Consider the following 13,196-nt stretch of genomic DNA (forward strand, 5'->3'; position numbering starts at 1 on the left):
TGTAAAAACTTCTTGTAAAAATTGGTTTCCTAGTTAAAGATATATCTTAATCGATTAAGATTCAACTTGGTATTTACACATGATGAAGAATAAAGTTCAACTGATCACCTATGCAGATCGCATCACAGGACAAGGCATCAATGCTTTATCCAATTTACTCAATGGCCCGCTAGAAAATGTGTTTGGTGGTGTACATCTACTGCCTTTTTATAATCCAATAGATGGCAGTGATGCGGGATTTGACCCGATAGACCATAGTGCTGTTGATGAGCGAATTGGCACATGGCAAGATATTCAAGCGTTAGGTGAACATTATGATTTAATGGCTGACTTAATTGTAAATCATGTTTCAGCACAGTCTTTTCAGTTTAAAGATGTATTAAAAAATGGTAAGAAATCAGATTACTGGGATCTATTCTTAACAAAAGAAGATGTGTTCCCTGGTGGTATGAGTGAACAAGAGCAAAAAGCAATCTATCGTCCACGTCCAGGGAGTTGTTTTACGCCTATTACCTGTGAAGATGGGGAAACGTATGAGTTTTGGACAACATTTACTGATAATCAAATAGATATCAATGTAAAGTCAACGCCAGGTATTGAGTATTTAGATAATGTTTTGACAAAGTTTTCGCAGAATAATGTCAATATCATCCGCTTAGATGCCGCAGGTTATGCGATAAAAGAAGCTGGAACTAACTGTTTTATGCTAGATCAAACTTTTGATTATTTAGATAAGTTATCAGCACAGGCTAATGATTTAGGCATGGAAACTATTGCTGAAATTCATAGCCACTACCAAACACAGGTTGAAGTCGCTAAACGCGTTAATATGGTATATGACTTTGCATTACCGCCGCTGATTTTGCATAGTTTATTTACTAATAATAGCGATGCATTAGTGCAATGGCTTAAAATTTCACCTCGAAACTGCCTAACCGTGCTTGATACACACGATGGCATTGGCATTATCGATGCCGGCCCTATGGGCGAGAAGCCGGGCCTTTTAAATGCGGCGCAAATAGATAACTTAGTCGAGACTATTCACGCAAATAGTAATAACCAAAGTCGCCAAGCGACTGGGGCTGCTGCGAGTAATGTCGATTTATATCAAGTTAATTGCACCTATTATAATGCCTTAGGCGCGAGTGATTTTGATTACTTAGTTGCAAGAGCAATCCAGTTTTTTGCCCCAGGTGTGCCCCAAGTTTATTATAGCGGACTGTTTGCTTGTGAAAATGATATGACATTATTGGCAAAATCAAACGTGGGTCGCGATATTAACCGCCCGTATTTAGATGCCGATATCATCTGTGAATCATTAGCAAAGCCAGTGGTTAAAGGGCTTCTTAAATTGATTGCTATTCGCAATACACATAACGCATTTAATGGCGAGTTTAGTGTTACAGGAAACACAAATAGTTGTTGCCTAAAATGGCGTAAAGATGACAATGCTATTGAATTCAAAATAAACTTTGAAACTCGTGAAGCACTCATCATTGAGCATACCCCATCAGAGCAAGTACTTACTTCGTTAAATGATTTATTAGCTTAATGAGAGCTCAGACAGTGCGTGTGGTTACCTTTGAAAATTAAACAGGTGTTAACCTTGAAAGGTTAAGGTATGTGACCTTTCAAGGTTGAATTTACAGCAGTCTGTTTGTTCTTTAGGCAAGGTAGCGCCTATGTAGTGTGGTTATTCGCCATAAATAGGCGATAACACAGCATTAATGTCAAACAGGCGCTGCTCAAAAGGTTTTGCCTAAGGCTATTTACTCTTTGTTGCCTACATGGAGGGTGGTAAAAGGCGTGCACAGAACGCGGAAGCTTTGCTTGGTTTTGATGTAGCCCACAAGGTTACGAACGTCGCGCCGCGGTTAAATCGCCCCAAGTTTGAGCAAATTTTAATCCGCAAAAGTCAACAACCCCTAGCCACTTTGACCCAATTGCAGTTCGTGGTTAATGAGTGCTTTATTTTCTTCTTTGGTAATAAACAAATTAGCAGCTAATGCGCCTTTTTCTTCACTGTTTTGGTGGATTGTGGTTAGCTTAGGTACGAATCGCTGCGCTTCATCAATGCCATCAAACCCCACAATTCTTATATCGTCAGGAATTGTTAGGCCCATTTTAATCGCTTCTCGCATTGTCGCAAGGGCGATAAGATCGCTCATACACAGCATGACTGAAGGGCGAGGTAGGCAGCTCAGCGCCTCTTTAGCAGCAATACTCGCATAGCGCTCAGTACTTTCAGGAATATTCCAAATGCGATCTTCCCCAATGGTAATATCTTGTTCCGCTAGGGCTTTTTGATAGCCGCGTAATCGTTGGTGCGCGATTGATTGCCCCGCTTCAAATTCATGGTGTTCATATACGCGGCATAATACATTTTCATCGAGCAAACGCAGGCCTAAAATAGCGACTTGGTCATCTTTATGTTGCAGGGCATGTTTTGCAACTTCGTAGCTAGCTTGTTCATTATTTATATTTACAGAGGCATTGCGGCCTATGTCAAAGTCAACAGTCACCACATGTTTAGGCACAGTTTTTAGTTGTTCTACTAAGAGCTGGTTTCGTGGGCGGCCATAGCAAATAAAGCCATCAACAAAATCAACCACACTGTTTAAATTGTCACTATTGCCAGAAAACAACAAAAGATTATTGCCGCTTTTTTCTAGCACAGACGCGACCCCTCTCATAAAGCTACTCGCCACCGGATCTGACACCATATATTCAACGCTATCAGGAAGCACTAACGCAATAATATTAAATTTACCTCGGCGTAGAGACTGAGCGGCTTTGTTCGGACCAAAATATCCCAACTCTTTACATGCCGCTAAAATTGATTCTCTGCGATTTTTAGATAATTGATCCGGGCGGTTAAACGCATTTGACACTGTGGCATTTGAAACACCTAATTCTTTTGCAATACTTTTTAGTGTCCAATGGTTTTTTGTACTCATATAACCTACTCAAACGAGGATGTTGATTGAAAGAGTAAATTACCATACTTGGCTTTAAATCAAAGCACTAATTCTATGAAAAACGCCGGTTCAGGGTTCCTGTCTATGTTTATTCAACCCCCTTTGAAAAAACAATCCAAAAGAACTGCCTTTTAATATTTTGTTAAAACCAATATATGAATATTCGTTAATGTTATATAAAATATATTGTATACAATGATAATTAAATGTTACAAAACGTACCTCAATAACCCGTTCTGGATTGAGAACACACTAATAATTGAAGGTAGAGTATGAAAATTAATACACTGATTCTGGCGTTACCAATATTGGGCATGAGTACAATGGCATTGGCTGAGGAGGTAGGGGAGCGTACATTTAAGCCTAAGTCAGCAGCTGTTGAGCGTGTGCATCATCATGGTGTTGAACAAAACCATAACGAAAAAGCACCAATTGCTAAAGTGCAGAGCCAACCGCAGCTTTTGAGCGCGCGTATGATGACAATGCAAGCCGCGGCTGTTACATGTGATTTGGATGCATTAGCAACGGCGAGTACATCAACCATTATTACTGAAGTTAAAAACCAAGGTTCACAATGCATTAATGAACTATTTAGTGCCTCAGCATCAATACAAAGTCAGGTGTTTACGTCTGATAAAATGTTCGCTGTTGCTAACCATGCAAAGTCGCTCTCACAGACTTATGCAGGTGGGGGGGATGTAGAGTTAGAAGCGCTGTTTTTATATTTGCGTACAGGCTTCTATGCTGAATTCTACAATGACAATGTTAGTTTTGCCACTTGGGTTACCCCTGCTGTTGTGGATGCCATTGATGCATTTGTTGCCAATAGTCACTTTTACGACGATAACGATGGTCACGGTAAGACACTCAATGAAGTTATCATTACTATGGACAGTTCAGAGCAACAACATCGTTATATTGGTGTTGTAAAACAGTGGTTGAGCCGTTTTAACGAAAGCTATGCGGCTAAATGGAATATTCGTGGTGCGGTGAATGGTATCTTTACGCTACTGTACCGCGGACAATGGAATGATGCATTTGTTACAGCTGTTGGCACCGATACCGATTTAGTCACCCAACTTAATGCGTTTACTCAAAAACAGTGGATGATTGATTCGGATGCGCAGTACTTGCTTGTTAATGCAGCTAGTGAGCTTGCACGGTTAAAGCAGTATTCAAATACACCCATTCAAAATACTGTAGATTCTGGCTTAAATGCTATTTTTACTACGTATAACAGTTTTGGTTTCGGTGATGCTGTTTGGCTCGCTGCGGCAGACTCTGTAAGTTATTACGCTGATTGTAATGATTATGGTATTTGTGGATTTGTTGATAACTTAATAACTCAGGCATTGTCACAAAATTATAGCTGTAGCAACACTATCAAAATTCGTTCACAAAATATGACCGCAGCACAACATGCTGCCGCGTGTGATGCAATGGGCGCTGAGGAAGGCTTATTTCATACTAAGTTAGCAACAAATAACACCCCCGTTGCAGATGATAATAATAGTTTTTTACAAGTTAATATTTTCGATAGTAGTGATGATTACAGTAAATATGCGGGGGTGATTTTTGGTATAAATACTAATAACGGCGGCATGTATTTAGAAGGCGATCCATCCGTAGCTGGCAACCAAGCAAACTTTATTGCGTATGAAGCTAGCTATGCAAAAGCCGATCACTATGTATGGAACTTAGAGCACGAGTATGTGCATTATCTTGATGGTCGCTTTGATCTCTATGGTAATTTTAATTCTCCCACAGAAGATATAGTTTGGTGGTCTGAAGGGGTTGCAGAGTATGTGGCTAATTTAAATGATAACGATGCCGCAAAAGCAACCATCAGTGATGGCTCTCGTTATACACTCGCGCAGGTATTTGCCACTAATTATGATGGCTTTGATCAAGACCGAATTTATCGCTGGGGCTATTTAGCCGTTCGCTTTATGTTTGAGCGCCATAATGATGAAATCAACACTATGCTCGCACATACCCGTGTTGGTGATTGGAGCGCATATAAAGCCAAAACAGTGCAATGGGCTAACAGCTACGAAAATGAATTTGTGCAGTGGTGTGACGATTTAGTTGCGGGTACAACGACAAATCCACCGCCAGTTGCACAAATTAACGGGCCTTACTTAGGCACTCAAAATAGTGAAGTAAGTTTTACCAGTAATGGCAGCAGTGATAGTAATGGCACAATCACAGATTACTTATGGGACTTCGGTGATGGCAGCAGCGCTAACCAAGCAAATCCTACCCATGTTTATACCAGTTCGGGTGAGTACAACGTCAGCTTAACAGTCACCGATAATCAAGGTGCAAGTCAAACAACAACAACAACAGCGACTATTGAGCAAGATAGCAGTGTTGGAGAGGGGGTTTTACAAAATAACCAAACTATTAGTGTCAGTGGTGCACAAGATGAGCTGCAATATTTCACTTTTGCAGTGCCACAAGGCGCAACTGACTTAGCCTTTGTTATCTCAGGTGGTACGGGTGATGCTGATTTATATGTCAGTTACGAAGCAACACCGACAGAAGCAATATTTGATTGTCGTCCTTACGTTGGTGGGAATGAAGAGCAGTGCACTATTAACCCAGTGCAAGTCGGTACCTACAACGTCATGCTTAGAGGTTACAACACATTTGAAAATGTTCAATTAACGGCCTCTTACACTGAAGTAACCTCAAATGTGCCTGATGTATGCGCAACGCAAGGTAGCCGAAGCAATGGCCGCTTAAATGATGGCGAGGTGATTTGCTTAGGCAACAGCGATCCAATGTGGTTTAGTATTGCTGATGTGCAAAACCAAAGTGGTGTGGCAATTACAACGGCCAATGGCTCTGGCGATATCAGCTTAAGCTACGCTGCAAGTGGCTGGCCAAATGGTAGCAATGAAATTGATGTGTCGACCAATAGCGGTAACAGTGAATGTATATATATCACTAATCAAAGTGAGTACTGGGGTTACTTGAAAGTTTCAGGTACTAGCAATGGTGCAAGCTTAGTGGTTGATTTTAATAGCCAAGGCTGTCGTTAATAACACTTAATTATAAAGTAAAACTCCTACGTAAAGCCCATGAAAATGGGCTTTTTTATTACGCGGATTTAGCGCTTATATACTGCTAATGGATGAGAAGTGCTCAACGATACATGTACGTTATCACCAGGCTTTACTATCAGTTCATGGCTGATACGGCTAGTAACAATGGTTTTACACGCAAGTTCGATGGCGCATAGTCGGCTTGTTCCCTCAAAGCGAACCCACACAATAGTCCCATTATTGCCAACGTCACTTTTTACTAATACCACATCATCAGGTCGTAATAAAACGTCTACATTGCCTTCTTCTGTATCAATAGCATGTGCTGGTACATTGCCTATTGCTGTGGTTGCTTGGTTGTTGGCAAAGTGCCCTGATATAAAGCTGGCCTCACCTAAAAAGCGCGCAACAAATCGTGTTTTAGGTAGACTAAAGCAACGTTCAGGCGTATCAATTTGCTGCACTTTACCTGCTTGTAAAATACCGACACGGTCACCAACGGATAAGGCTTCCTCTTGATCATGAGTTACCCAAATAGCCGGTACGCCTGCTTCTTTAAGCGCATTACGAATATCCCAGCGCAACATATCTTTCAGCGCTGCGTCAAGATTTGATAAGGGTTCATCCAATAATACAAAGTCAGGCTCGTGAGCAAGGGTTCGGGCAAGTGCTACGCGTTGCTTTTGGCCACCAGAAAGAGTCGCAGGCTTTTTGTCAACAAATGCCTCAAGGCCCAACAATTTAATCCAATGATTGGCAATGGCTGTGTCTTTTAACCGAAAGCAGATGTTTTGTTGAACCGTTAAATGGGGAAACAAGGCAAAGTCTTGAAACACCATACCCACACTTCGTTTTTCTGGCGGAACAGTGTGTTTAGGCGTTGCATGCCACTTGCCCATTTTAATGTTGCCTTCACTAATTGGGATAAGCCCAGCGAGCGCTTGTAATATTGTACTTTTACCACAACCTGTCGGGCCTACAAGCATGAGGATTTCACTTTTTTCGAGCGACAAGTTAAGGTCGCTCACAACACGGTTACTGCCGTAATCTATAGACAACTGACTTACAGATAACATGATTATTTATATCCTCAATGATCGAGTTGCTGACGTTTTTCGCCAGACATCATGATAGCTAAACCACAGGCAGAAATCACCACAAGCAATAAGCCAGGAATAGCGGCGCGGCCAAAATAGCCCGCTTCATAGACTCGCCACAAATAAGTTGAGAGGGTTTCAAACCCTGTAGGACCAAGTAAAAGCGTGGCCTCCAATTCGCGCATTGATTCTAAAAACACCAGTGCCGCACCCGCCACAATTCCACGCATTGTTAGAGGTAATGTTATACGTGTAAAGGCTTCACGAGGGCTCGCGCCAAGCACTCTAGCTGAGTTTACTAAACTAGGGTCGAGGTGTTCAGTACTGGTTCTTACCGAACCCACCGCCAGAGGTAAAAAACGCAGCATGTAGGCAATAATTAATAGCCCCAACGTTTGGTATAAAAATGGCAATTGCAAGCCCCCATAGACCAGTGCGGTGCCCATCACGATACCCGGAATACCAAAACCAAAATAAGTCACGCGTTCCATCACTTTGCCGGCTTTTCCTGATAGCGCGGCATGAGCAACCGGAATGGCAACAATAACAGCAACCACCGCAGCAATGGCAGAGGCGTAAGCAGAGTGCCACGCAATACTAAAATCAAAACTGTTAAAGCCATCGCGAGCGAGCCAAAGTGCAAAAATTGCTAAAGGCAGGCCTATTGCGAGCAAAAGGATGGGTGCAAAAGTGGCAAACATTGCGGCTAATTGCCATTTTTTTGGGAGTAAAATTAAGGGGCGACCATGGCGTTCACTGGCTGTTTTTATTTGTGATTCAATCAGTAATAAAAAGCCAACAATGACCATTAACTGCAAAGACAACATGGCAGCACGGCTTAACTCAAACGCATTGTATTCAACATAAATTACGCGCGTAAATGTATCAAGTCGCATCATGGCTGGGGTGCCAAAATCAGAGAGTGTATATAAGGCAACGAGTAATGAACCGGCGGCAATACCGTTTACTACCCGCGGTAAAATAACCTTAAACACACTTTGCGTCATCGACATGCCTAGCGTACGTGCCGCATTAACCATACTCGCATCAAGGCTAAGTAGGGCTGAACGGGTTGTCATCATCACAAAAGGAAATGTGTATAACGTCATGACAATCGCTGCGCCGCTCAAGCCATCCATTGCAGGCAATTCAATACCAAGGAGGTTATGTATTTCCCCCCCTGTGCCAAATGCGGCATACAAGGTAAATGCGCCAATGTAACTTGGAATAGCTAACGGGGCGGCAAAAAAAACAAGCCAAAACTTTTTAAACGGCAGCACAACATAGGCACTTATAAAGGCCAGCGGTACGCCAATTAAAATTGAGCCAAGTACGGTTAGTAGCATTAAAGATAAGGTATTGCCAAGTATGGTTAAATGATGGCTATCAAAAAAAGAACTGGCATCAGAGGCCAGCGTAATTAAAATAAAAACAGGTGTCAGTGTTATAAGCGCTGCAAGCAGCGCCATCGGGTAGGAGGCTGGTAATCGCATTAAAGTACGCCGCTATTTCGCATCAAATCTATGGTGGGTCGTAAATCAGCTAGCTGAGTTAAATCAATTTTTGGTGGTGAAATAGTCGCTAAAGAAGGCAGTCCTTCTGGTTGCGCTACACCGTTAACCAAAGGTATTTCATAGGCCTCTTGGGCTAAGTAGCTTTGTACTTGAGTACTTAATAAGTAACGCATAAAGTTGGTTGCCAGTGGATCTTGGTTTAAAGCCAAAATACCCGAAGCATTAACTAAACAGCCTGCATCTTGCTCAGTAAAGGCTAAATCAAGCTTAGCATCAGGCTTCCCTGATTTTAATCGTAAGGTGTAATAATGATTGGCAAAGCCAATATCCACTTCACCACGCTCAACAGCCATGACAACACCTAACTCACCCGCATAGGTTTTGGCGCGCTGTTTGGTTTTTTTAAGCCACTTAACGGTTTTATCATCCCCTTCAAGTAAGCGCATTGCAGTAACGAACGACTGAAATGAAGAATAAGCGGGTGCCCAGCCTATGCTTAAATCGCTGTCTGCAATATCCATAATACTTGTAGGAATTTGTTCTTTCGTTAGCCTTTCGGTATTAAAAGGCAGAGTACGCACTCTTCCCGTTACGGGTGCCCAATCTTTGTAGCGAAATTGCGGTTGTAATTGCGCTGCCAAATCGCTGGGCATAGGCTGTGCAAGGCCTGCGTCTGAGACTAAACCAATTGCACCTGAGTCAACAGCCCAAAATAAATCGGCACGCCTAATGCCTGCTTTTGCTTCGGCAACAATGGTATTTGCTAACGCGGCAGTTGGGCCGCGACGTATTGCAAGTTTGAGATCCGGGTTTCTTTTTTCGATTGCTTTGAGCACATCTTCATATAATCCGCCTTCACCGCGGCCTAAATAAAGTGTGAGTGCTCCTCTAAGCTTGGGTAAATTCTCGACTGAAACCGGGTTTGCAACAGTGGTGGCAAAAGCTTGAGACAGTGGCAAGGGGAGTGCACCCATTGCCCCCATCGCAGCAAGGCCTTGTATAAAGGTTCTGCGCTTCACTAAAAAACATCCTTGCGTGTTTTTTCAGCTTTTTCTATTAGCGCTTTAGCGCGGTCAAGCTTAGTTTGCATGTCTGTAATAACGTCACGTACTTGGTCCACTGTTTTATTATCTGAAATAGCTTTTGGTAATGTAACGTTAAAGTCTTTTTCAAGCACTTCAACAAGGTTTGCATCTTGTTCAATCAATGTGCCTTCAACACCTTCAAAAAGGTGTAAGTAGGTGTCGTGTACAATGGCAGTCGCTTCATCGCTTAAACGCTCCGCATACTTTGCAACAACACGGTCAAGTTTGTGTTTGATTTCATCTATTGTAGCGCTTTGTGTCATGTTTTCTGTTGCGGTAGTTTTTACGGCATCTAACACGCCTTTTTGTTGAAACTTTGCCGCCAATTTAACAGCACCAAGTCCTTGCCATAAAGCTGCATTTAATGCGCTTTGTTGAGTGCGCACTTCGCTTGCAGGCTTGTTGTTATCAATTGCCATTTTGATGCCATACAGGCTTTGCCAAATTGATGCATATACAGGTACATAATTGGTTTCAATTGCACTGTGAAATTTAACTGATTCCCAATATTCAATTAAATCATCGCTATTTACTGCTTTTGCACCTTTAGTTTCATAGTTGCTTACTAATGTGTCTACTTTAGCAATCATCCACTCAACTTCTTCTGAGTAATCTTTAATATTTGCTTGCAGGTGATTTACATGTTCACCGATTGGACCATTGGCAAAAGCGGGCTGTGTAACAAAGGTCGACACTAAAAGAAGGCTAACACCCAAGGTAGTTGCTGATTTAAATAATGCATTCATGAAAGAGATCCAAATGTAATTGTAAATGATAGCCATTATCATATCCGCAACGGGTGTCAAAATCAATAAATCAAAAAGTGGATTTAACAGTAATTTTGTTATTACTTTTGGGTAGTTGTGCAGCGTTATGCACATAGGTGAGGTGGGGATTACCTACACAGTAGAAAAATTATACAGGTGCACTTTTTAAATGAACGCTCTTTGCTATTTTCATAGTAAAGAGCGTTTTAATGGGGGTTATTTAGTTAAATTAACCGTTTCTATTAAACGAATTGCTTCACCATCGACATCCAAAAGCGCCGTTATGGTGATAAGTTGTGGTTGAGTTGTTATTGGTACTTCAAACTGATAGTTTTTCTGCTCATAAGGTGCAATGACCACCTCATGTTGTTGTGTACTGTTTGCACTGAGTTGATTAAACGCAGTGGTATGTAACGTGATTTTTCCCGCAGTTTTCCCTGAATAAGGCCCTGTTAGTCCCGTTTTAAATAACCAATTTCCGTCATTATTCTTTTGATGAGAGACATTCAACTCAACCCCGTTAAATGGTTTCACCGTATTTTGTAATGTTGCATTTGCCACAAGCGATTGCCAATACAGCGTTTGGTTAACTGAAATAGTATATGCCTCTTTACTGTACGGCAGCGCAATGGTGTGAACGCCGGGAGTCAGAGTTTGCTCCAACATAGCAATGTCAATGACACGACCAGAGCGTGATTTCAGTTCAACTTTTGCAGAGAGTTTTACATCAAATTCACTGGGGTTTTTCACGTTTAGATAGGGTTTTGCATGGTGGTATTCAATTGCACTACGTACGCCTGATAGCGTATTAAGCCCATTGTGACTGAGCGTGTTTTGATAACTGTGAGCAACCTTGTTCATAGTATTTTGCACTTCGGAATGTAAATTAGCTTTGGGTATTTTAGCCATCAATTGACTTAACTCTTCATCACAGTTTTTAAGTTGCATGCTGTGTTGTTGGCACGTTTTAAATACACGTTCGAGTAAATCATAGCCATTAAATAGCCACGGGTTTGTTAGCGTCGCAGTAGCCGTTGGTTGGGTTTTGGCTGATTGATGTGTGTATAAGTAAGGCGTCACAGTATGGTTGTTGTTTTTACTTAACAGGCTTATTTTTTGTGCGTTAAATTTATTTAACTGTGTGCTATTAAGTGGCAAAGTAAAATGCTGTTCGATCACATTATTATCTAGCTCTGCGTTTAACGCCATGGCTATTTGGGTATCAGTTAAACTAAGGTTAAGCCCTAAAGTATGATTTTGTACAAGTGCGGCTTTTATCGCAGGTGAAAGTGCAATGCTTTGTGATGTAAAACCTTTTATATGGTTTGCACTAATAATTAAACGCTGGGCATCTTTAACAATAAATTTAAGTAACTGATCATCTTGGGGGTTCTCCTTACCAATAAACGAGGCACGAAATTGTTGGTTTTTTTCACTGCGCTGACCTTGTAAAGCAAAGCCTATTTCGCCTCTGTTTAATTGAGCGGGTTCAAAATTAAGCAGAACAGAAACGTTGTTCTTTTTACTTGCTGTGATTAAATTATTTTTAGCCGGCGCTGGAAAATCCATAACAGGGTGAGTAGCTTGCACTGATGGGTTGATGTCTAGTCGTGATAATTTGGTTGCATCAGTGTTTCGTAACCAGTATGCGTTGCCGTTTTGCTCCCACGGACCATTAACAATGTGAAAGCTAGGCTGGATTGATTGTACAAAATCAGCGAATCCTTGCTCGATCTTTTGCCAGTCTTTAAAGGTTTTTTTGAGTAAGGTGTTGGCGGTAGAAAGTGTTGCTTCACTGTGCGGGTTAGCCAAGCGAAGTTGTTCAACGAAGTAGCCAAAGTATTGAGCACGTTCGGGTGAACTTAAAAGGTAATGCACAATAAAAAAGTTAAGGCCGCGCTTTAAAGCAGGGTCGTCATTTATTTGTTCAATACTAGGCTTGTTTGCACTGTAGTATTGCTTAAGGCCCGTTTCAATGTAGTTCATCGGGGCTCGGTCAAACACCATAACAGTGAGTTGTTTTTGCTCTGGGTCGTAAACATGATGGGCAACAGAATCCGCTAACCCTTCAGTGATCCAATTAGGCGCCCATGTTGAGTGGCCGTTTAGTGCCATGTGAAATGCATGCATGGTTTCGTGAATAACAATATAGCGTTGATGGTGTTCGCGGTGGCTTGGGAAATTATACCCCGCGCGATTATAAAACATGGTTTCGCCGCCTGCAGTTTTATGAACACCACGTAAAAAGCCATCGTCCAGCATCGCTTCTCGCACTCTGGATCGTGAGCTGCCATAAACCACAGCAATACGTTGACGCTCAATATTGGGGGGCGCCATACCAAAAAGAGCCACATAATGTGGGTAGGCCATTTCTAGTAGCTCAAGGTACAAAATCACTTTTTCTTTTGGTAAATCACTTTTTAATGCGAAATGTTTACTGATCCACCAATCATAACCTCGGCTATTGCCAATTTTGCCATCACTGTATGTATAGGGAATGGTTTTGCCTAAAAACTTAACATCCATTGATTTTAATGTGCTGGTATAACCTTGTACATTAAGATCTACATTTAAGTTTGTCGCTGTTTGTTCAGCATGTTGAGCGCTGATTTGGCTATCAATAGACTGATCGTTAGGGGTTGGTTGGCAGGCTATAAGTGCTGTGGCCACAAATGTGAGTAATAAATTTTTCATGTTCTGGTTGT

Annotated in this window: 8 protein-coding genes; 2 read left to right on the plus strand and 6 right to left on the minus strand. The window is 41.7% G+C overall.

Features of this window, described 5'->3' with window-relative positions; genetic code table 11:
- Positions 1–79: 79 nt before the first annotated feature.
- Positions 80–1,552 carry a sucrose phosphorylase gene (gene gtfA / locus C7Y70_RS08470; RefSeq protein ID WP_099292811.1) on the plus strand — a complete coding sequence of 491 codons (1,473 nt, stop codon included), beginning with the start codon at positions 80–82 and terminating at the stop codon, positions 1,550–1,552.
- Between the two features lie 373 nt (positions 1,553–1,925).
- On the opposite strand, the gene C7Y70_RS08475 is transcribed toward gtfA, so the two are convergent.
- A complete protein-coding gene (locus C7Y70_RS08475; RefSeq protein ID WP_054452207.1) occupies positions 1,926–2,957 on the minus strand; it encodes a LacI family DNA-binding transcriptional regulator in 1,032 nt (343 codons plus the stop codon).
- Positions 2,958–3,250: 293 nt separating this feature from the next.
- Here C7Y70_RS08475 and C7Y70_RS08480 point away from each other — a divergent pair, with 293 nt between their 5' ends.
- Positions 3,251–6,025 carry a collagenase gene (locus C7Y70_RS08480; RefSeq protein WP_135474359.1) on the plus strand — a complete coding sequence of 925 codons (2,775 nt, stop codon included), beginning with the start codon at positions 3,251–3,253 and terminating at the stop codon, positions 6,023–6,025.
- 68 nt (positions 6,026–6,093) lie between these two features.
- On the opposite strand, the gene C7Y70_RS08485 is transcribed toward C7Y70_RS08480, so the two are convergent.
- From C7Y70_RS08485 to C7Y70_RS08505, 5 genes are all read right to left on the minus strand, one after another.
- On the minus strand, positions 6,094–7,104 hold the full coding sequence (locus C7Y70_RS08485; RefSeq protein WP_135474361.1) for an ABC transporter ATP-binding protein: 1,011 nt from the start codon (positions 7,102–7,104) through the stop codon (positions 6,094–6,096).
- 14 nt (positions 7,105–7,118) lie between these two features.
- A complete protein-coding gene (locus C7Y70_RS08490; protein WP_099292801.1) occupies positions 7,119–8,618 on the minus strand; it encodes an iron ABC transporter permease in 1,500 nt (499 codons plus the stop codon).
- Positions 8,618–9,658 carry an extracellular solute-binding protein gene (locus C7Y70_RS08495; RefSeq protein WP_135474363.1) on the minus strand — a complete coding sequence of 347 codons (1,041 nt, stop codon included), beginning with the start codon at positions 9,656–9,658 and terminating at the stop codon, positions 8,618–8,620. The genes C7Y70_RS08490 and C7Y70_RS08495 overlap by 1 nt, the downstream gene beginning before the upstream one ends.
- On the minus strand, positions 9,658–10,470 hold the full coding sequence (locus C7Y70_RS08500; protein WP_135474365.1) for a hypothetical protein: 813 nt from the start codon (positions 10,468–10,470) through the stop codon (positions 9,658–9,660). The genes C7Y70_RS08495 and C7Y70_RS08500 overlap by 1 nt, the downstream gene beginning before the upstream one ends.
- 237 nt (positions 10,471–10,707) lie before the next feature.
- Entirely contained in the window at positions 10,708–13,185 is a 2,478-nt protein-coding gene (locus C7Y70_RS08505; RefSeq protein WP_135474367.1) for a hypothetical protein, read from the minus strand.
- Positions 13,186–13,196 lie beyond the last annotated feature (11 nt).

Origin of the sequence: Pseudoalteromonas sp. KS88 (assembly GCF_004766475.1) — a bacterium.
Lineage (GTDB): Bacteria > Pseudomonadota > Gammaproteobacteria > Enterobacterales > Alteromonadaceae > Pseudoalteromonas.